We start from the raw sequence: 18348 nt of genomic DNA, 5'->3' as shown, positions 1-18348 counted from the left end.
CATTGGCTCGGCACGCTATTGTTATGTTATAACTTTCGCGAGATTTCCCCAGGAGCCTCCATGGCACATCGCACGCACCGGCATGACCCCGAAGGGCCCTGCCATTTTTCCCTGATGTCGCTGTCGACAGCGCGTCGTCTGACGCTGGTGGCCGCACCGCTGGCCGCTTTGTGGCTGGCCGTCGCCTGGGCGGCGGAGTGGTGGCTCTGATGACGCGGCTACAACTCGAGGATCTGCAACTCGCCCGTGGCGGACAGACGGTGCTTGAGCACCTCAATGGGCGCTTTATGGACGGTGCCATCACGGCGTTGATCGGTGCCAACGGTGCCGGCAAGAGCACCCTGATCCAGGCGATGATGGGGATGTTGCGCCCTGTGGCGGGCAAGGTGCACTGCGAGGTACCCAAGGAGCGCCGCGCCTGGCTGCCCCAGCAGCTGGCGCTGGATCTGACCTTCCCGATGAGCGTGGAAGAGCTGATCATGACCGGCAGCTGGCCCAGCCATGGCGCCTTCACCGGCTACTGCGCCGCCCACTATCGGCGTGGCCGCGACATCATGGCGCGACTGGGCATCTCGCACCTCGCGCACCGCCCACTCGGCGAGCTCTCCGGCGGCCAACGGCAGCGCGCCCTGCTCGGCCGCACCCTGATGCAGGAAGCCAAACTGCTGCTGCTGGACGAGCCATTTGCCAACGTTGATGCCGAGACGGTCGACGTGCTGATGAACGTGCTGCGCGAGATGGCTGACAACGGCGCCACCCTGATCGTGGTGCTGCACGACATGGAGCAGCTCTCGCGCCTGGCCGACGACGTGCTGATCCTGTCCGGCGGCCATGGCCGCTGGGCCAGCCCCGAGGCGCTGCTCGAGCGTTATGCGGGCCAACCGCCCAAGGCGCCACGCCTTCCCCTGACTTTCCCGGATACCTTTCATGCTGGCACTGCTTGACGCCTGGCTGCTCGCTCCCTTCGAGTATGGTTTCATGCGCCGCGCCGTCGTGGCGGGCCTGGCACTGTCGCTGGCCGCCCCGCCGCTGGGCGTGTTCCTGATGCTGCGCGGCATGAGCCTGATCGGCGATGCCATGGCGCATGCCATCCTGCCCGGGGTCGCCCTGGGCTTTCTGATGGCCGGCTTCTCGCTGCCGATGATGAGCCTCGGCGGCGTGCTCTCGGGCCTGCTGATCGCGGTGCTGGCGGGCAGCGTGTCGCAGATGACCGGCCACCGCGAAGACTCGGCCATGGCCAGTTTCTTTCTGATCTCGCTGGCCGCCGGGGTCATGCTGGTGTCGCTGGGCGGCAGCAGTGTCGATCTCACCCATGTGCTGTTCGGCTCGATACTCGCGGTGAACGGCACCGCCCTGATACTGATCGCCGGCATCGCCAGCCTGATCGTGGTCGCGCTGGCGGTAATCTTCCGCGCCCTAGTCGTCGAGTGCCTGGACCCGCTGTTCCTGCGCGGCCAGGGCGTCCACGGCAGCCTGGTACATGGCGTCTTCCTGGGGCTGGTGGTGCTCAACCTGACTGCTGGGTTCCAGACCCTGGGCACCCTGATGGCGGTCGGCCTGATGATGCTGCCGGCGACCACCGCGCGTTTCTGGAGCCAACGCCTGGAAGGACTGATCGGCATCGCCGTGGTGCTGGCGATGATCGCCAGCACCGGCGGGTTGCTGCTCTCCTACCATTTCAGTCTGCCTTCCGGTCCGGCGATCATTCTGCTGGCCGGCCTGGCCTATGTGCTCTCCGCCCTCTTCGGCCGACATCACAGCCTGACGGCCCGGCTGCGCCGACGCGCCGCCCCGTTGGCCGCCACCGATTCCCCCTGAAAGCCACGACGATACCCCACGAACGGAGCATTGATCGATGCGTCTTGTTACCTATTCCGCGGCCCTCCTCGGTGTGGCCAGCCTGCTGGCCCTGCCCGCCGCCATCGCCGCCGAGCGCGTGCAGGTCGTCACCAGCTTCAGCATCCTGGCCGACATGGTCGAGAACGTCGGTGGCGATCACGTCGCCGTCACCTCGCTGGTCGGTGCCGACGGCGACACTCACGTGTATTCGCCCAGTCCGCGTGATGCCCAGGCCGTGGCCGAGGCCGACCTGGTGGTCTTCAACGGCCTGCAATTCGAGGGCTGGATGGAGCGGCTGATCGACGCCAGCGACCATGACGGCCTCCTGGTCATTGCCACCGAGGGGGTCGAGCGTCTGTCGCGCGGCCAGGCGCATGACGATCATGCTCACGACGATGACCATTCCCATGACGACGAGCATGGACACGACGAGCACGCGTCGCATGACGATCATGGCGACGATGATCCCCACGCCTGGCAAGATTTGGCCATGGGCAAGGTCTATGTGGTCAATATTCGCGACGGGCTGATGGAAGCCGACCCCGACAACAGCGACGCCTACACAGAAAATGCCGAGCGTTATCTCCAGGCGATCGAGGCCACCCATGCCGAGATTCGCGAGCGGCTGACCGAGATCCCCCCCGACACGAGCGTGATCACCGGTCACGATTCCTTCGGCTATTTCGCCAATGCCTACGGGCTGCGCTTTTTATCGCCGGTAGGGCTTTCCACCGAGGGCGATGCCTCAGCTGCGGACATGGCTCGGTTAATCGACGTGATCCGCGAGGAAAATGTCGGGGCGCTGTTCCATGAGAATATGACCAGCCCCGCCATGATCGAGCAGCTCGCCGAAGAGACCGGCCTGCCCATCGCCGGCACGCTCTATGCCGACGCGCTGGCCAGCGAAGGCGACGCCAGCACCTGGCTGGGCATGATGCGTCACAATGCCGAGGTACTTCACGAGGCCCTGGCGGCTCCTGGTCATTCTCCCAACGACGACCACGCACATGGCGATGATGACCATGACCACTGAGCATCTCCATCACCGACTGCCAGGGCAACCCCCGCAAGAGGCGCCGAATGGCCCGGTCTTGGCATTTCTCGCCGCTCCTACCTAAAGTGAAAGGCCTACCTAAAGTGAAAGCGTTCATTTTCACCATGGAGCGGCGAATATGAAGACATCTAGGCATGCCATCGGCCTGGCGGCAGGCACCTTGGTCATTCTTTCGGCCGGCGCCCTGCCGCTGGCTGCCGCGGACAACGCGGACGGCAGCGGCGAGGATCAAGCGGTGCCAGGCCAGCAGGCCGAGGAGGCGTCGAAGGATCTCGACAGCACGCCCGAACCGGTCGCCCAGGCCCGGCTTGAAATCCGCGAGCAGTCTCCCTATGGGCGCTACCTCACCGACGTCGACGGTATGAGCCTGTATCTGTTCGAAAAGGACGAACCAGGTTCCGACTACAGCACCTGCTACCAGAGCTGTGCCATTGCCTGGCCGCCCTATATCACCGAGCAACCGCCAGAAGCCGGTGAGCACGTCGATGGCGACAAGCTGGGCACCTTCGAACGTGAGGACGGCAGCCAGCAAGTGACCTACGACGGCTGGCCACTTTATTACTTCAGCGGTGACAAGGCCGCGGGCGACGCCCTTGGTCAGGATGTGCTGCACATGGACGCCGAGTGGTACCTGCTGTCGCCCGACGGGGAGATGATCGAGAAAGGTGAACGGACAGAAGCCGAGTAAGAAAGCCGTGCCCCCTAGCCGCCCCTAGCCGCCCCTAGCCGCCGCCATTGAGCCACCAGATGGCGGCGTTGAGATAGGCGGCGAAGCTCACCCAGGCCAAGTAGGGCACGAGCAGCCAGGCGGCGAGACGCGAGACCCCGGCGAAGCGCCGGATGGTGAGTACGATCAGCCCCCACAGCAGCAGCAGGTCGAGCAGCGCCAGGGCCATCCAGTGCAGGGCGAAGAACAGGATCGACCAGAGCGCGTTGGCGGCAAGCTGGGCGACGAAGGGCCAGAGGGTCCGCCAGCGTGCACCAGGCGGGACAGCCAGGGTGGCGCGCCAGGCGGCCACCGCCATGAGCAGGTAGAGAGTGCTCCAGGCGATGGGGAAGGCCAGGTCGGGCGGAGTGAGCGGCGGCTTGTCCAGGCCTGCGTACCAGTCGCCGGGCGGGGTGGCGATACCACTGAGTGCGGTCAGCGCCACCAGGGCCAGCCAGCCGAGCAGGATCATCAGGGAACGGGTCGCGGTCATGCGCAGCCTCCTTCGGTTGGCGCTGGTTTTGTGGGACCATCTGACTCTCGTTGCGATGGAAACCACTCATGCTTGAGTTACGTCAGGTGCACAAGGCCTATGCCACGCCCCAGGGCCCGCTTGGCGTGCTCGACGGTATCGAACTGACCCTGGAAGCGGGCGAGAGCCTGGCACTGATGGGCGAGTCGGGCTGCGGCAAGTCGACGCTGCTACATCTGGCCGCCGGTCTCGACCTGCCCGACCGTGGCGAGGTGCGCGTCGCCGGCCAGGCGATCTCCTCGCTGGATGATACCGGCCGCGCCAGGCTGCGCCGCGAGACCCTGGGCCTGGTCTTTCAGCAATTTCATCTGGTGCCGAGCCTGAACGTGGTCGACAACCTGTGCCTTCAGGCAAGGCTCGCCGGGCGCCACGATACCGCCTGGTCGGCGCGGTTGTTGCAGCGGCTTGGCCTCGACGCACTCGAGAAGCGTTATCCGGAGCAGCTCTCCGGCGGTCAGCAACAGCGCCTGGCTATCGGTCGCGCTCTGGCGACGCGCCCCGCCCTGCTGCTTGCCGACGAGCCCACCGGCAATCTGGACGAGACGACTGCCGATGCGGTGCTCGCCCTGCTACTGGAACTGGTTCGCGACACCGGCAGTGCGCTGCTGGTGGTCACCCATAGTCCTCGGGTGGCTGCGCCGCTCGCTCGCTCTCTTCATCTGTCCCATGGCCATCTCGAGAGGATGCCACCCACGTGACAGGACAGTCAGTCTGGGGCTTCCGGGTCGTACTCATCGCCACGGTGATGGCGATCATGTCCGGTATCTGGTGGCTGTTGCAGGGGCTCGGCCTGCCCATGAGCCTGTCGCCGACGGGCATCGCCGCCTGGCTCAACAGCCAGGGTAGCCTCGGACCCATGCTGCTCCTGCTGTTGATGGTACTGGCCGTGGTGGTTGGCCCGATTCCCACCCTGCCAGTGACGGCTGCCGCTGGGCTGGCCTTCGGTCTGGCTCAGGGGGTGCTGCTGTCGATAGCCGGCGCGATGGTGGGTGCGCTGATCGCTTTCTATCTCTCCCGCTTGCTGGGCCGCGAGGCACTGCGTGCCAAGCTGCCGACCAATCCGCTGTTCGGTCACCAGGGCTCGCAGCGTCTGTTGTTCCTGACGGTAATGGTCACGCGTTTGGTCCCTATCTTCTCGTTCGCCCTGGTCAGTTACGCCGCCGGGGTCACCGCCATTAGCGTGGGACGCTACACCGCGGGAACGTTGATCGGCATGCTGCCCATGAGCCTGGTGTTCGCCAGCCTGGGGCAGACCTTCGAGTTGCATCCGCTGCTCTCGATCCTTGCCGCTGTGGTGATCCTCACCATCATGACCCTCCTGCCCTGGTACCTGAGCCGACGGCGCCATTCGCGACTGGCCCGCTGGCTGCATCTGGACACGCACCAAGAGACACCCCGCAGCTAGTGGCTTGCCGCACGCCATGAGACGTGCTCGGCCTGTGCGTGTCCAGCGCCCTGTACAGGAGACGTCCGCTCAGTTGTGGTCGACCAGCCCGGAGTCCCCGGCCTGCTGGGCACAGTGGGCGCAGCAATAGACCGTATCACCCTGCTGGACACCATGTCCGACCACCCGGCAATCGCAATGCGCACACGAGGGCGCTAGCTTGTGAATGGCGCACTCGAAGGAATCGAAATCGAAGCTCCGGCCGTCCTTGGTGATCGTGAACGTGTTGCCGTATTCATTACCGCAAGTCGCACAGATACCCATCATGTACCTCCTGAAGCGTACAGCAAGTGAACTTCCAACATAGCGCACCCGCCCTGATCCCGCCCAAAACGCCGCATCTGCGCAACAAGAACCTGAGCACCTGTTCGCCTGAGCCATCGGCTGTGCGACCATCACTGGGCTATCAAACGCCAGGAAGGCCGCCATGCTCGAGTTTCGCCAGGTCCACAAGGCCTATTCGACCCCACAGGGGCCGCTCAAGGTGCTGGCGAGGGTCGACCCGAGCCTCTCGGTACTCGACAACCTGCGCCTGCAGGCGCCCCTAGCCGGCCATCTGAGGCTGTCGCATGACCGGGTGTCGGGGCAGCATGCATGCGCCTGATGCTTACCGCCCTGGCGACGCTGCTCTCTCACTATCGGCGCCACCCCGGCCAGCTGGCCATGCTACTGCTCGGCCTGTGGGTGGCCAGCGCCCTGTGGAGCGGGGTACAGGCGATCAACACCTCGGCCCGCGACAGCTACGCCCGGGCCGAGGCGCTGTTCACCACCGGACTTGACCGTCTGGAGCGCCGGGACGGCGAGGCGCTGACCCGGGAAGACTTCGTGCGCCTGCGCCGCGCGGGTTTGCCGGTCTCGCCGCTGCTGGAAGGCGAGCTTGAGGCGAGCGATGGCACCCGGCTGACGGTCATCGGTATTGACGCGCTTACCCTGCCCGGCGACAGCACCTTTGCCACGTCCGGCAATGACGGAGATCTCGTTGGCTTTCTGACGCCGCCATGGCAGACGCGGCTGTCGCCAGACACCTTGACCACCCTGGGGGTCGACTCCAATGCTGAGCAGGCCGAGGGCACCGCGCCGCGCTTGGCCGAGAATCAGCGGCTGCCGCCGATGGTCATCACCCCGGCGCTGCCCCCGAACACCCTGGTGATGGACGTCGCCGCGGCTGCTCAGCTGATGGAAAGCGGTGAGACGCTCTCGCGGCTGGTCGCCGCACCCGATACGCTGGCCGAGGCGCCTGAAGGCATGGTGCTGACGCGGGCCGAGTCGCGAATCTCACCGGGCCAGCTCACCGAAAGCTTCCATCTCAATCTCACCGCCATGGCGCTGCTGGCGCTGGTAGTAGGGCTGTTCATCGTGCAGGCCGCGCTGGGCCTGGCCCTGGAGCAGCGGCTGGGCATGCTGCGCACCCTGCGGGCGCTCGGCGTACCGGGGCGGCGTCTGGTCGCACTGCTGGCCCTCGAACTGTTACTGCTGGGCCTCCTGGGTGCCCTGGCCGGCATCGTCAGCGGCGTCTGGCTGGCGCGCGCGCTACTGCCGGACGTGGCCGCCACTCTGGGCAGCCTCTACGGTGCTGGCGTGGGCGCTGAGCTCAGCTTGCCCTGGCACTACTGGCTGGGCGGTATCGCCGTAACGCTGGGAGGGCTGTTACTGGCCGGGGTCGGCGTGCTGTGGCGAGCCGCCAGGCTCAGCGTGCTCGGCCTGGGCCAGGCGCAGGCCTGGCGGGCGGGCTACCACCGCCAGCTGCGACGCATGGCGCTGGCAGGCGTACCGGTGGCTTTCGGCGGGCTGGCGCTATGGGTCTGGCTGTCCCGCCAGCCCACCGGCGAGGGGCTGGTAGCCGGCTTCGTGATACTCGCCGCGCTGCTGCTGGCCAGTGCGCTCTGGCTACCCTCCATCTTGGCCGCGCTGCTGGCCGGGCTCGCCCGCCTCGTCCGGGGCCGGCCGCTGGTGCAGTGGGGGCTAGCGGATCTGCAGTTGCAGTTGCCGAGGCTATCGCTTGCCATGATGGCGCTGCTGATCGCGCTCTCTGCCAACCTGGGCGTGAGTAGCATGGTCGGCGGCTTTCGCCTTACTTTCCTCGACTGGCTGGATCAGCGCTTGGTTGCCGATCTCTACCTGCGTCCGCCCGCCGCGCAGTTCGACGAGATCGACACCTGGTTAGCGGACCAAACGGACGTCGCCGCGCGCCTGGCCACCCGCCACGCCGAGGCGGTGCTCACCCACATCGACCATCGCGAGGTAGAAGGTTCCAGCACGCCCGCCGCGCTCGATCTGCCCGTGAGCGTCTACGGCATCACGCCGGGGGAGGCCCTGACGCCGAACTGGCCGCTGCTGTCGACGCTGGCGGGGCGGGAGGCGGCCTGGCAGGCCTTCCGCGATGGCGAGGCCTTCGTCAATGAACAGTTGGCCATCGCCCAAGGCCTGTTCCCTGGCGACCGGATCGTGCTCACCACCCCGACCGGCAAGACGTCGTTCGACGTCGTGGCCATCTACCCCGACTATGGCAACCCCCGCGGCGAAGTGCTGCTGGCCACCTCGCAGCTGGCGCAACGCTTCCAGGCACCCCCCGGCTCGCTGGGCCTGGTGCTGGCGCCAGGAGCCGACGAAGCGGCGCTTGCCGAGGCACTGACCACCCGCTTCGGCCTGGGCCGGGACGCCTTGCAGGATCAGCGCGAGATCAAGCGCATCGCCACCGGCATCTTCGAGCGCACCTTCACCATCACTCGTGCGCTGAGTGCGCTGACGCTGGTCGTCGCGGCCCTCGCGCTGCTCGCCAGCCTGCTGGCCCAGGCGCGCGAGCGACGCCGCCGGCTGGCGCCGCTCTGGGCACTGGGGGTACCTCGAATACGGTTGATCACGGTGCAGCTCGCCCAGCTGAGCGGCGTGTCCTTGCTTACCGCCCTGCTGGCCATGCCGTTGGGTATCGCCGTCACGGCCGGGCTGGTCGCGGTGATCAACGTCGCCGCCTTCGGCTGGCGCTTGCCGCTGCATCTGTTCCCCGGTGAGATCCTGCTGACGGTGGCGACCGCCGTGGTCGTCGCGCTGCTGGCCGCGGCCCTGCCCGCGCTATCGCTGTGGCGGTCGCCGCCCCGGGCGCTACTCGCCGAGGAGGACGCGGCATGACACCGATGTCGAGGCGTTTTCGGCCACTCACGCTGGCGCGGGTCTTTCTACCGACCCTGCTGCGACTCGTGTTGCTGCTCGTGTTGCTAGGCATGGCAGGGTGCAAGCCGCACGGCGCAGAAGAGGAAGCCGAACCGGTGGGTTTCGCCGATCGATCTGCAAATCGCGGCGCCCCATGTCGAGCGCTGGATGCCCACCTCGGTGCCTTACTGGGAGGGCGAGGTGAAGGTTACCGACCACGCCAACGGAAACGCGCGCGGCGTCGGCTACCTTGAAATGACCGGCTACTGAGCCGGATGACGGTCGGGAGAAACGCCATGCCACTGCTGGACGCCATCACCGCCTTCGTCCGGGTCGCCGAGCTGGGCAGCTACACCCGGGCCGCGGAGGCCCTGGAGCTGTCGCGGACCCGGGTGTCGCGGCTGGTCATGCAGCTGGAAGCCCACCTTGAGGTACGCCTGATCCAGCGCACCACCCGGCGCCTGCACCTGACCGAGGCGGGGGAACGCTACCTGGCACGCGCCCAGGGCATCCTGCAAGCGCTGGAGGACGCCGAGGCCGAGGTCGGCGCGGGCAGTACCGAGGTGAAGGGTCGCCTGCGGCTCAACGGCCCCATGAGTTTCGGCACCCGACACCTGGCGCCCCAGGTCGTTCGCTTCATGGTCGAGCATCCCGACCTGGACGTGCGCTTGGACCTCAACGACCGTCGCGTGGACCTGCTCGAGGAGGGCTATGACTTGGCGATCCGTATCGGCGTGCTGCCGGACTCGAGCCTGGTGGCACGCCGGCTGGCGCGCTGCCGCCTACTGCTGTGCGCCTCGCCGGGCTACCTGGCCGCGCACGGCGAGCCCGAGAGCCTGGAGGCGCTGGCCAAGCACCGCTGCCTGCGCTATCGCACCGGCGCGGGCACCGAGTGGCAGCTCGGGGGGCGGCGCCTGGCGGTGCAGGGGCCGCTGGACAGCAACAATGGCGATGTCCTGACCCTGGCCGCCGAGGCCGGGCTCGGCATCGTCCACCAGCCGAGCTTCCTGGTCACCGAGAGCATCCGCAGCGGACGGCTGGTGCCGATCCTGACCGATGAGGCGCCGGTAACGCTGGGCATCCATGGCGTCTTTCCGGCGCGCCGTCACCTGCCGGCCAAGATCGAGCGTTTCCTCGACTTCCTGGCCGCAGCCTGGGGCGACCCACCGGTCTGGGAGCGGGAGTTGGGATTGTCGCCAATATCGCAACAATGATTTTCGCTTAGGCCAGATTATCTCCTGATGGGTCGCGAGTAGAGTGATGTCATCACCCAACACCAACCCCGACGGAGATGACGACCATGACCACGCAAGCCACTGCGCTTAACCGCACCGAAACCCTGCAGCCCCACGCCATCGCCCTGCTGCGCATCGCGCTCGGCGTCATGACCCTGGCTCACGGCCTGATGAAGGTCTTCCTCTTCACCGTGCCCGGCACTGTGGGTTACTTCGAGTCGCTCGGCCTGCCCGGCTTTCTCGCCTACCTGACCATCCTCGCCGAGGTCGGCGGCGGCCTGGCGCTGATCCTCGGCCTCTTCACCCGCTGGGTGAGCCTGGCCCTGATACCGGTGCTGCTCGGCGCCGCCTGGGTCCACCTCGGCAACGGCTGGGTGTTTTCCAACGAAGGCGGCGGCTGGGAGTTTCCGGTGTTCTGGGCCCTCGCCCTGCTGGTGCAGGCCGGCCTGGGCAGTGGCAGCCTGACCGCCAACCGCCGCTTCGCCTGATCCCTCACCCGCTTCGACCGCGTCGGCCCCATACAGGCCGACGCCTGTTACCAGAGGAATACCGAGATGCTTCCCAGCCTGTTCATTTCCCATGGCTCGCCCATGCTGGCCCTGACCCCCGGCCCGGCCCACGACTTTTTGCGCCAGCTGGGCGACAAGTGGCAGCCCAAAGCCATCGTGGTGGTTTCCGCCCACTGGGAAAGCCGCCAGCTGCTGATCAGCCGCAGCGCGCGGCCCGAAACCATCCACGACTTCGGCGCCTTCCCCCAGGCGCTCTTCGATTGCCAGTACCCCGCCCCGGGCGAACCTGCACTCGCCATGCGTCTGGCCCGGGAACTCAACGCCGTGCCCGTCGAGCGTGGACTGGACCATGGCGCCTGGGTACCGCTGTTGCTGATGTACCCCGAGGCCAATATCCCGGTGGTCTCGCTGTCGCTGCCGGTGGGATGGTCGAATGCTGAGCTGGTGGCCCTGGGCGAGACGCTCGCCGTACTGCGCGAGGAAGACATCCTGGTGATCGGGTCGGGCAGCCTGACCCATAACCTGGCAGCGTTGCAGGCCCGGGAGGCGCCGATGCCTTCCTGGGTCGGCGAATTTGCCGATTGGATCTATACTCATCTGGAAGCCGATGACCGGGCGGCCCTGCTCGACTGGCAGTGCGCGCCTCAGGCCCGCCGCAACCACCCCACCCCTGAGCACCTCCAGCCGCTATTGGTGGCGATGGGCGCCGGAGGGAGAGCCACGCGGTTGCACCACAGCGTAGAGCACGGCGTGTTGGCCATGGACCTCTACGCCTTCGAGTGAGGCAACAAAAAGTTCTTGTCACGGCGCCAGCGCCTTCTACACTAGTTATACATGAATCATCACGAGACGGCGTCATGACTTCACCAGCCTACCAACTCGGTGACCACATCACCCTAAAGCAGCTCGCCACGGCGCTAGACAATGGCCTGTCACCCATCGTGGAGGTAGAGTCGATGGATGGCATCTACACAGTGCGTCTGCATCACGCCAATGGCGTGTCCACCCTGTCGGATGAGCAGGGCAGAAATTGCACCTTCCTGGGGACCGGTGAGATTCGCGACCGCTTGGGTGGCATCGGGCTGACGCATGGGGTGTTGACCTGGGCTGACCAGTGCGGCGATGAAATGATCGGCGTGACGGGCCATGCCATGTCACCGGACGAGATGTTGGCCTACGGCACGCGTATCGCCTTTCGTTGACACGATATGTCGCTGACACGGCCTTTCACCGACACGAACTATCGCTGACGCGCCGAACCGACTAGGTTAGCCAAATCGCCCCTAGTGATTGAGCCGACTGGCCATGCCCGACATCTTCGCGACTTCGCACACCGCCCGACGATCTCCACCGGCAAACAGCCCTTGGTCGTTTATGCGTCTACTACCGCTATGTCTGGTCGTTCTGCTACTCGCCGGCTGTGCTGGACGGGAACTCGCTACCCGTGACGACCCGGGCGAGCTTTCCATCGACCGCGCCCTGATCCTTGCCGAGGCGAAACGCACCCTCGGCACGCCCTACCGTTTTGGCGGCACAAGCGAACACGGGCTGGATTGCTCCGGGCTGGTCCAGTTGAGTTATTCGCGGGCCGGGATTCCGGTACCACGCACCTCACGTCAGCAGTTCGCGAGCCTACCGAGAGTTGCTGCGGCGAGACCCGGCGACCTGTTGTTCTTCGACACCTCAAGCGGCGGCAAGGCCAGCCATGTGGGCATCTATCTGGGTGATGGCCAAATGATCCACGCGCCCGGCCGTGGACGACACGTCACGACGACCTCTATCGATCTGGACTATTGGCAGACGCGCTTCCTCGGCGCGGCAGGGCCGGCGCCCTGATGCGATCCGTTTCGCCTCGAGAGTCCCGCTTCGTCAATATCATTATAAAAAATCATCGTAAAGTTGCCATTCAGTTATATAAAGCAAGACGCTAGACTAGGCGTCAACGCTTTCTGACGGAGTCCCCCTGCCATGTCCTTACGCACACCTCTGGCGACCCTGCTCGCCGGTCTGCTGACGTTTTCCGGCCTGAGCCAGGCCGACGAGTCCACCACCACCTTGGAAGTCGGCTACATGCCGATTCTGCCGGTCGCCCAGCTGTTTGTGATGGAAGGCGAGGGCTGGACCGAGGAGGTGGGCCTGGATCTGGAGCTGACCCGCTTTTCCAGCGGCCCGGCCATGGTCCAGGCGCTGGCCTCCGGCGAGCTCGACGTCATGTACTTCGGTATCGGTCCCGCCATGGTGGCACGTGCCAATGGTGTGCCAATCAAGGTCCTGGCGGCCAGCATCAGCGAGCAGATCGGTCTGGTAGCGCGCGGCGAACTGGCGGGTCATTTCGAGCGCGCTGACGATGATGGTGCGAAGGCCATCGCCAGCTTCACCGACGCAGAGGGACGCAAGCCCAAGATTGCCACTTTCCCGCAGGGTTCGGTGCCGGACACCGTGCTGCGCCATTGGCTGGTCGAGGAACTCGGCATCGGCATCGATGCTGTGGAAATCGTTGCCATGGGGGCCGACCGCGTTCAGCAGGCGCTGCTGGCCGGCGCCGTCGATGCTGCCTCGATTCTTGAGCCGATTCTCACCACCGTGCAGCAGCGTGACGATCGGGCCCGCGTGGTGGCTCGCGCCGATGCGATGCTGCCGGGCCAGCCTGGCGCCGTGCTGGCCGCTCGCGAAGCCGCTCTGGCGGAACATCCCGAGGCAATGCAGGCGTTAATGGCACTGCACCTGCGTGCCACCGAGATGCTCGTCGAGGACCCCGATCGCGCCGCACCGCATGTGCGCGAATTCGTCGGCAAACGCCTGATTCCGCTCGAAACCGTGGAGGCGGCCCTCGCCTCCCCCGCGTCCAACTACGGCAGCGATCCCCATGCCATCCGCGAGGGCACTCGGCGGATGCACGACTTCCAGGTCGACCAGGGATCGCTGCAGAAGCCCGTGGACCTCGACGCTCTGTTCGATACGTCCCTGTATGACACTGTGGTCGCGGAACGCGAGGACCCATGATCGCAGGCCTGTCACGCGCCCAGCGCACCCTTTTCAGTGCACTGGGTCTCATCGGATTCCTGCTGTTCTGGGAACTTTCGCTGCGCAGCGGCCTGCTGCCCGGCAGCCTGGTGCCTCTGCCGTCGACGATCCCCGGCGTGCTGTGGCTGGAAGTGCTTGATGGCATCTGGTTCGATGTGGTGCGCTCAAGCCTCAGCCACTATAGCGTGGGCGTGCTGCTGGGCTCGAGCCTGGGCATCATCGTGGGCATGTCGGCCGCGTTGCTGCCAAGATTCAACGCCGCGCATGCCTGGCTTGCCAGGTTGCTGCGCCCGATTCCGCCTCTGGCGTGGATCCCCTTCGCTATCATCTGGTTCGGTATCAACCCCTCGGCGGCCGCCTTCATCATCAGCATAGGGGTATTCTGGATCAATTACTTCGCCAGCTACAGCGCCGTATACTCGGTGGACCCCGGCTACGAGGAAGTGGCACGTGCCTTTGGGCAGCAGCGTTTCCTGGCCAGGCTGACCAAGGTCAGCTTGCCGGCGGCGGCCCCGGGCATCCTCGGTGGCCTGCGCTCCGGCCTTGGCCAGGGCTGGATGACGGTAGTGGCCGCCGAGCTGTTCGGCATCCCCGGCATCGGCCAGCGCATGATGGAGGCGTCGAGCCTGCTGGCCACTGACATCGTCGTGGTGTACATGCTGACCATCGCCGCTCTTTACGCGACCTTCGACTTCCTGTTCATGCTGATTCAGCGCCGACTGTTGAGGTGGCAGCCGTGACCGCTTGCGGCATGAACAGCGCTCCGGTACTCAGCGTCCGGAACGTGAGCCTGGGATTCACCGACACCACCATCCTGGCCGGCGTCGACCTGACGCTGCATCCGCAGGAGTTCGTGGCCATCGTAGGCGCCTCAGGGGTCGGCAAGTCGACCCTGCTGCGGGCCTTGGCCGGCCTGCTTTCCCCACAATCGGGTCAAGTGGAGATTCCCACGGCTAACACATCAGACACCCGCGCCTGGTCGATGGTTTTCCAGGCCCCGAGGCTCTTTCCCTGGCGCAAGGTTCGAGGCAATGTGGAACTGGGCCTGGAAGGCCTGTCGCTCAGCAAGGCCGAGCGACGACGCCGCGCCTTGGAACCGCTGGCGCTGGTGGGGCTCGATGAGCTCGCTGAACGTTGGCCCCATACGCTCTCGGGCGGCCAGCAGCAACGCGTCGGCATCGCGCGGTCGCTTGCCGTGCGTCCCCGGGTACTGTTCATGGACGAGCCCTTCTCGGCGCTGGACGCCATCACCCGTCGCCGCCTGCAACAGGAACTCATCGCCCTGCGCCGACGCACCGAGGCCGCCATCGTCTTCGTCACCCATGACATCGAGGAAGCGGTATTGCTCGCCGACCGAGTGATGGTACTGGGCAACCAGGAAACGGGGCAGCCGGCACGGGTCGTCGAGACCCTGGGCGTCGACCTGCCACTCGACGAGCGTCGCGACCATCCCGACTTCGCGCCGCTGGTGCAGCGCGTCGAAGCGATCATCGGCAATTATTGACCACGCATCACTCTCGGAGATCGCCATGACACCCCTTCGCGTGCTGCTTCACGCGCCCACGGCAGAGGCCTTGGGCCGTGCCCGGCGTAACGCCGCCAATCTGCATAACGCCCGGCCCGACGCCGAGGTGCTGATCATCGCCAATGCCGGCGCCGTGGCCGCCGCTCTGGCCACGCCTGACGCGACCGACCCACTGCTGCGGCTATGTCGCAATTCGCTCGCGGCCCAGGGCCTCGATAATTCCCGCGAGCTCGTCGAGGTCGAGGCGGCCGTGGTCACCCTGGCCGAGCGGCAGGCCGAAGGCTGGGCCTATATCCGCGCCTGACCCCTTAGCGCCATGCACCCCACAATCTGATACTGGAGGTCACGATGCGTCTGAATCTTTCCCTGTACCTGATCACCGACCCACATCTGTGCGCCGAACATGGCCTGGTGGAGACAGTGGTCGCCGCCGTCCATGGCGGCGTAACAATCGTCCAGTTGCGAGACAAGCACGCATCGGATGGCGAGCTGATCGACCAGGCGCGTCGACTTAAGGAGGCTCTGGCCGGTACCGGCGTGCCATTGGTGATCAACGATCGCCTGGCCGTGGCGGAAGAGAGTGGCGCTGATGGTCTGCACCTTGGCCAGGACGATGGCGATGTGATCGAGGCGCGCCGGGCGCTGGGTCCAAACGCCATCCTCGGATTATCGGTACAGACCCATGAGCAGCTGGCGCACGTTGATCACAGCCGACTGGATTACCTTGGGTTGGGGCCGGTGTTTGCCACCCCCAGCAAGGGTGATCACGCCCAGCCGATTGGGTTTGAAGGCCTCGCTTCTCTGGCCGCCGCAAGCCCCCTGCCGGCCGTGGCCATTGGTGGTCTCAAGGCCGAGCATGCCGATGCTGTGCGTGCCGCCGGCGCCCAGGGTGCTGCCGTAATCTCGGCGATCTGCGGGCAGCCCGACCCTGAGGCGGCCGCAAGGGGGTTTGTCAGGCAGTAGGCCGACGCTTCAGGGTGGTGCGTCGCTCGTGGTAGGCAATCGCCAGGCCGCTGCCGATGATCAGGGCGCTGCCGACGAACACCCAGGCGTCCGGCATCTCGCCCCAGAACCACCAGCCCATCACTACCGCCCACAACATGGCGGTGTAGTCGAAGGGGGCGGCGATAGCCGCCGGGGCATGTCGGAACGCCATAGTGATAAAGGCTGTGGCGCCCACTCCGAAGAGGCCCGATCCTGCAAAGGCCAGCCAGTGCCAGGGATGGGGCGTCTGCCACACCCAGGGCAGCGCCAGGGCAGTAAGGACGAAGGGCACCAGGGTCATGTAGAAGACCATGGCCCAAAGGTGCTCAGTGCCACCCCAGCGCCGTGCAGTGATCATCATCAGCGCATAGAAGACCGCTGCCCCGATCAGTGCCAGGGCGCCAGGGTCGAAGGCATCACCGCCGGGACGCACGACGATCAGCACCCCGACGAAGCCCACCAGCGACGCCGCCAATACCGGTCCCTCGATGCGCTCGCCCAACAGAGGCACAGAGAGCAGGGTAACGAACAGCGGTGCCACGAAGGCGATGGCAGTGGCCTCGGCCAGCGGCAGCAGCGTCAGGCCCAGCACGAAGCAGAACATGGTGCCGGTATAGATCAGCCCACGCAGCAGATGGACCCCGGGACGGCGGGTACGCAGCTTGCGCAGGCCGCCGCCGAAATAGGCCAGCACCGCGATCATGGGCAGCGACACCAGGGTACGGAAGAAGATGATCTGCAGCGGCGAGTGCACCTCGCCGAGCCACTTGGCGATGGCATCGCCGATGGCCAGGCAGAGCACGCCAATACACATGAACCCGATGCCCTTGAACGATGATGTCATGCCACGCATCCTCCCATCGCCGAATCCAAAAACACCACCCCGCCGACCTGTTGGCCGGCGGGGTGGATCGATGAGGCTACGCTAGTCGTCGTTAAAGGCGCAATCGGCAAACACTAGAGACTTGCCTGTACCACCATGCAGTCCATGCCCTCGCGCACCAGGCTACGACAGGCGTCGTGCGCCTGGCTTTCGTTGAGATCTACCACGCGTGCACGGTACACCCCACTGTCGCCTGCGTTGGCCACAGCGATCCGCGCATTGGCCAGCTGGCTGGCCAACCGATCGGCAGCACGGGAGGCCAGGGTGCGAGCATGGTTGGCATCGCTGAAGGCACCGACCTGCACCCCCCAGGTACCGCCAGACCGGATGTCGACACCTTCGGTATTTCCAACATCCGTCATCAGTTGGTGGATGGGGTCACCGGCCGATCCTTGTTCCTGCGGCGGTGACGCGAAGACTGAGGCCGGCGCATCACCCTTGATGGCGCCGGGCGAGGACTCATCAAGGGTCGAGACCGATGCGACTACTGGCGCGGGCGGGAAGGCGCTGGACACCTCACGCAGACGATCGCTCTCTGCGGCGCTGTTGCTGGCTAGCTGCCCCTCATTAGCGGCTGGAATATATGGTGCGCCTTGGGCGTCTGACGTCAACCTGCCACCGGATATATCGGCACTGGCTAACCAGCTATTGCCATCGGCAAGCGCGGCACGCACGAAACTACGGTTGAGCAGGTCAGCCGTATGTTCGTCGCGAGAGGCTGCGGTAAAGCCGCCCATCACCACGGTGAGCAAGCGCCGGCCGTCACGCACCGCCGAGGTGGCGACATTGAAACCCGACGCACGAATGAAACCCGTCTTGAGACCATCGGCCCCCGGGAAGGTCTTCAGCAAGCGATTGTGGCCGGTGTGTGTCTTGCCCCGCCAGGTGAACTGCTGGCGTGAAAAATAAGGGTAGTACTGAGGAAAGTCTTGCATCAGGTGGCGAGCGAGAATGACCATATCGCGGGCCGTGGTAACCTGGCCGGCGTCGGGCAACCCCGAGGCGTTACGAAAAACCGTTTCGTACATGCCGAGCTGGCGAGCCTTGTCAGTCATCATTCGCGCGAAGTTGACGTGAGTACCACCCAGCGCCTCGGCTACCACCACTGCGACGTCATTGGCCGAACGCACCACCAGCGCTTGAAGTGCCGTTTCCACCGGGATGCTGTCGCCGGGTTTGAGCCACAGCTTGGTGGCCGGCATGGCGGCAGCGGCAGGCGAGACCGACAGCGGCTGATTCAGACTCAGGCTGCGCTCCTCGAGGGCCTCGAAAAGCAGATACAACGTCATCATCTTGGTCAGCGAGGCCGGATAGCGAAGCTTGTCGGCATTATCGGCGTAGAGGATCTCCTGACTGTCGGCGTCGATGACGATACCGGCATAACGGGGATTTCCTGCCTGTGCTTGAGCGGTCGTGAACAAGGCCAGGCTGATCAGCAGCATAAGCCCTGTCATGCCATGGCGCCG

At 65.7% G+C, this 18348-nt stretch carries 23 protein-coding genes and 1 pseudogene; 20 read left to right on the top strand and 4 right to left on the bottom strand.

The annotated features are described in order from the left end of the window. Positions 1–60: 60 nt before the first annotated feature. The 5 genes from KG088_RS07615 (at position 61) to KG088_RS07595 (ending at position 3581) form a co-directional block, all read left to right on the top strand. Entirely contained in the window at positions 61–210 is a 150-nt protein-coding gene (locus KG088_RS07615; RefSeq protein WP_213824889.1) for a hypothetical protein, read from the top strand. Continuing rightward, the gene (locus tag KG088_RS07610; RefSeq protein ID WP_213824888.1) at positions 210–944 is read left to right on the top strand and encodes a metal ABC transporter ATP-binding protein; all 735 of its coding nucleotides are present in this window, start codon (positions 210–212) and stop codon (positions 942–944) included. Before KG088_RS07615 ends, KG088_RS07610 begins: the two co-directional genes overlap by 1 nt. Beyond that, a complete protein-coding gene (locus KG088_RS07605) occupies positions 928–1818 on the top strand; it encodes a metal ABC transporter permease (protein WP_213824887.1) in 891 nt (296 codons plus the stop codon). The genes KG088_RS07610 and KG088_RS07605 overlap by 17 nt, the downstream gene beginning before the upstream one ends. Positions 1819–1855: 37 nt before the next feature. Beyond that, on the top strand, positions 1856–2872 hold the full coding sequence (locus KG088_RS07600; protein WP_213824886.1) for a metal ABC transporter solute-binding protein, Zn/Mn family: 1017 nt from the start codon (positions 1856–1858) through the stop codon (positions 2870–2872). 139 nt (positions 2873–3011) lie between these two features. Continuing rightward, on the top strand, positions 3012–3581 hold the full coding sequence (locus tag KG088_RS07595) for a COG4315 family predicted lipoprotein (protein WP_213824885.1): 570 nt from the start codon (positions 3012–3014) through the stop codon (positions 3579–3581). Between the two features lie 34 nt (positions 3582–3615). On the opposite strand, the gene KG088_RS07590 is transcribed toward KG088_RS07595, so the two are convergent. Next, positions 3616–4092 carry a TspO/MBR family protein gene (locus KG088_RS07590; protein WP_213824884.1) on the bottom strand — a complete coding sequence of 159 codons (477 nt, stop codon included), beginning with the start codon at positions 4090–4092 and terminating at the stop codon, positions 3616–3618. Between the two features lie 68 nt (positions 4093–4160). On the opposite strand from KG088_RS07590, the gene KG088_RS07585 reads away from it, so the two are divergent. Both KG088_RS07585 and KG088_RS07580 read left to right on the top strand, forming a co-directional pair. Then, entirely contained in the window at positions 4161–4829 is a 669-nt protein-coding gene (locus KG088_RS07585; protein ID WP_213824883.1) for an ABC transporter ATP-binding protein, read from the top strand. Beyond that, entirely contained in the window at positions 4826–5536 is a 711-nt protein-coding gene (locus KG088_RS07580; RefSeq protein WP_213824882.1) for a TVP38/TMEM64 family protein, read from the top strand. Before KG088_RS07585 ends, KG088_RS07580 begins: the two co-directional genes overlap by 4 nt. A gap of 69 nt (positions 5537–5605) precedes the next feature. On the opposite strand, the gene KG088_RS07575 is transcribed toward KG088_RS07580, so the two are convergent. Further along, positions 5606–5842, bottom strand: a complete 237-nt coding sequence (locus KG088_RS07575; protein ID WP_213824881.1) for a hypothetical protein — start codon at positions 5840–5842, stop codon at positions 5606–5608. Positions 5843–6002: 160 nt separating this feature from the next. On the opposite strand from KG088_RS07575, the gene KG088_RS07570 reads away from it, so the two are divergent. The 13 genes and pseudogenes from KG088_RS07570 to thiE all read left to right on the top strand — a co-directional run bounded on the left by KG088_RS07570 (position 6003) and on the right by thiE (position 15978). Next, positions 6003–6179 (top strand): hypothetical protein, encoded by a 177-nt coding sequence (locus KG088_RS07570; RefSeq protein WP_213824880.1) that lies wholly within the window; start codon positions 6003–6005, stop codon positions 6177–6179. Further along, positions 6170–8701 carry an ABC transporter permease gene (locus tag KG088_RS07565; RefSeq protein ID WP_250148124.1) on the top strand — a complete coding sequence of 844 codons (2532 nt, stop codon included), beginning with the start codon at positions 6170–6172 and terminating at the stop codon, positions 8699–8701. The genes KG088_RS07570 and KG088_RS07565 overlap by 10 nt, the downstream gene beginning before the upstream one ends. A gap of 117 nt (positions 8702–8818) precedes the next feature. Next, positions 8819–8992: pseudogene (locus KG088_RS07560) on the top strand (lipocalin family protein); the annotation flags it as partial. A gap of 26 nt (positions 8993–9018) precedes the next feature. Next, positions 9019–9936: a LysR family transcriptional regulator gene (locus KG088_RS07555; protein ID WP_213824879.1), complete on the top strand. Its 918-nt coding sequence runs from the start codon at positions 9019–9021 to the stop codon at positions 9934–9936. 86 nt (positions 9937–10022) lie between these two features. After that, positions 10023–10445 (top strand): DoxX family protein, encoded by a 423-nt coding sequence (locus KG088_RS07550; protein ID WP_406565595.1) that lies wholly within the window; start codon positions 10023–10025, stop codon positions 10443–10445. Positions 10446–10511: 66 nt separating this feature from the next. Further along, on the top strand, positions 10512–11249 hold the full coding sequence (locus KG088_RS07545; protein ID WP_213824877.1) for a DODA-type extradiol aromatic ring-opening family dioxygenase: 738 nt from the start codon (positions 10512–10514) through the stop codon (positions 11247–11249). A gap of 74 nt (positions 11250–11323) precedes the next feature. After that, complete coding sequence (locus KG088_RS07540) at positions 11324–11668, top strand: hypothetical protein (RefSeq protein ID WP_213824876.1); 345 nt, start codon at positions 11324–11326, stop codon at positions 11666–11668. A gap of 172 nt (positions 11669–11840) precedes the next feature. Continuing rightward, positions 11841–12302 carry a C40 family peptidase gene (locus KG088_RS07535; protein ID WP_213824875.1) on the top strand — a complete coding sequence of 154 codons (462 nt, stop codon included), beginning with the start codon at positions 11841–11843 and terminating at the stop codon, positions 12300–12302. A 132-nt stretch (positions 12303–12434) separates the two neighbouring features. Further along, positions 12435–13469 (top strand): ABC transporter substrate-binding protein, encoded by a 1035-nt coding sequence (locus KG088_RS07530; protein ID WP_213824874.1) that lies wholly within the window; start codon positions 12435–12437, stop codon positions 13467–13469. Beyond that, positions 13466–14230 carry an ABC transporter permease gene (locus KG088_RS07525; RefSeq protein WP_213824873.1) on the top strand — a complete coding sequence of 255 codons (765 nt, stop codon included), beginning with the start codon at positions 13466–13468 and terminating at the stop codon, positions 14228–14230. The genes KG088_RS07530 and KG088_RS07525 overlap by 4 nt, the downstream gene beginning before the upstream one ends. After that, a complete protein-coding gene (locus KG088_RS07520) occupies positions 14227–14994 on the top strand; it encodes an ABC transporter ATP-binding protein (RefSeq protein ID WP_319941402.1) in 768 nt (255 codons plus the stop codon). Before KG088_RS07525 ends, KG088_RS07520 begins: the two co-directional genes overlap by 4 nt. 25 nt (positions 14995–15019) lie before the next feature. After that, a complete protein-coding gene (locus tag KG088_RS07515) occupies positions 15020–15319 on the top strand; it encodes a DsrE family protein (RefSeq protein WP_213824872.1) in 300 nt (99 codons plus the stop codon). 44 nt (positions 15320–15363) lie between these two features. Next, positions 15364–15978 (top strand): thiamine phosphate synthase, encoded by a 615-nt coding sequence (thiE, locus tag KG088_RS07510; protein WP_213824871.1) that lies wholly within the window; start codon positions 15364–15366, stop codon positions 15976–15978. On the opposite strand, the gene KG088_RS07505 is transcribed toward thiE, so the two are convergent. Both KG088_RS07505 and KG088_RS07500 read right to left on the bottom strand, forming a co-directional pair. Next, complete coding sequence (locus KG088_RS07505; RefSeq protein ID WP_213824870.1) at positions 15968–16843, bottom strand: DMT family transporter; 876 nt, start codon at positions 16841–16843, stop codon at positions 15968–15970. The two genes, thiE and KG088_RS07505, sit on opposite strands and share 11 nt — an antisense overlap. A gap of 113 nt (positions 16844–16956) precedes the next feature. After that, positions 16957–18336, bottom strand: coding sequence for an SPOR domain-containing protein (locus tag KG088_RS07500; RefSeq protein WP_213824869.1), 1380 nt, complete (start codon positions 18334–18336; stop codon positions 16957–16959). Between the last annotated feature and the right edge of the window lie 12 nt (positions 18337–18348).

This window comes from Halomonas jincaotanensis (genome assembly GCF_018448785.1).
Taxonomy (GTDB): domain Bacteria; phylum Pseudomonadota; class Gammaproteobacteria; order Pseudomonadales; family Halomonadaceae; genus Halomonas; species Halomonas jincaotanensis.
Note: the sequence above shows the minus strand (reverse complement) of the source record. Positions and strands in the feature narration are given on the sequence as shown.

Coding starts and splice junctions, on each gene's coding strand:
- KG088_RS07545 (WP_213824877.1), top strand. CDS start 10,512: ATGCTTCCCAGCCTGTTCATTTCCCATGGCTCGCCCATGCTGGCCCTG.
- KG088_RS07570 (WP_213824880.1), top strand. CDS start 6,003: ATGCTCGAGTTTCGCCAGGTCCACAAGGCCTATTCGACCCCACAGGGG.
- KG088_RS07565 (WP_250148124.1), top strand. CDS start 6,170: ATGCGCCTGATGCTTACCGCCCTGGCGACGCTGCTCTCTCACTATCGG.
- KG088_RS07610 (WP_213824888.1), top strand. CDS start 210: ATGACGCGGCTACAACTCGAGGATCTGCAACTCGCCCGTGGCGGACAG.
- KG088_RS07515 (WP_213824872.1), top strand. CDS start 15,020: ATGACACCCCTTCGCGTGCTGCTTCACGCGCCCACGGCAGAGGCCTTG.
- KG088_RS07590 (WP_213824884.1), bottom strand. CDS start 4,092: ATGACCGCGACCCGTTCCCTGATGATCCTGCTCGGCTGGCTGGCCCTG.
- KG088_RS07530 (WP_213824874.1), top strand. CDS start 12,435: ATGTCCTTACGCACACCTCTGGCGACCCTGCTCGCCGGTCTGCTGACG.
- KG088_RS07595 (WP_213824885.1), top strand. CDS start 3,012: ATGAAGACATCTAGGCATGCCATCGGCCTGGCGGCAGGCACCTTGGTC.
- KG088_RS07585 (WP_213824883.1), top strand. CDS start 4,161: ATGCTTGAGTTACGTCAGGTGCACAAGGCCTATGCCACGCCCCAGGGC.
- thiE (WP_213824871.1), top strand. CDS start 15,364: ATGCGTCTGAATCTTTCCCTGTACCTGATCACCGACCCACATCTGTGC.
- KG088_RS07600 (WP_213824886.1), top strand. CDS start 1,856: ATGCGTCTTGTTACCTATTCCGCGGCCCTCCTCGGTGTGGCCAGCCTG.
- KG088_RS07525 (WP_213824873.1), top strand. CDS start 13,466: ATGATCGCAGGCCTGTCACGCGCCCAGCGCACCCTTTTCAGTGCACTG.
- KG088_RS07540 (WP_213824876.1), top strand. CDS start 11,324: ATGACTTCACCAGCCTACCAACTCGGTGACCACATCACCCTAAAGCAG.
- KG088_RS07555 (WP_213824879.1), top strand. CDS start 9,019: ATGCCACTGCTGGACGCCATCACCGCCTTCGTCCGGGTCGCCGAGCTG.
- KG088_RS07615 (WP_213824889.1), top strand. CDS start 61: ATGGCACATCGCACGCACCGGCATGACCCCGAAGGGCCCTGCCATTTT.
- KG088_RS07605 (WP_213824887.1), top strand. CDS start 928: ATGCTGGCACTGCTTGACGCCTGGCTGCTCGCTCCCTTCGAGTATGGT.
- KG088_RS07505 (WP_213824870.1), bottom strand. CDS start 16,843: ATGACATCATCGTTCAAGGGCATCGGGTTCATGTGTATTGGCGTGCTC.
- KG088_RS07575 (WP_213824881.1), bottom strand. CDS start 5,842: ATGATGGGTATCTGTGCGACTTGCGGTAATGAATACGGCAACACGTTC.
- KG088_RS07550 (WP_406565595.1), top strand. CDS start 10,023: ATGACCACGCAAGCCACTGCGCTTAACCGCACCGAAACCCTGCAGCCC.
- KG088_RS07535 (WP_213824875.1), top strand. CDS start 11,841: ATGCGTCTACTACCGCTATGTCTGGTCGTTCTGCTACTCGCCGGCTGT.
- KG088_RS07500 (WP_213824869.1), bottom strand. CDS start 18,336: ATGACAGGGCTTATGCTGCTGATCAGCCTGGCCTTGTTCACGACCGCT.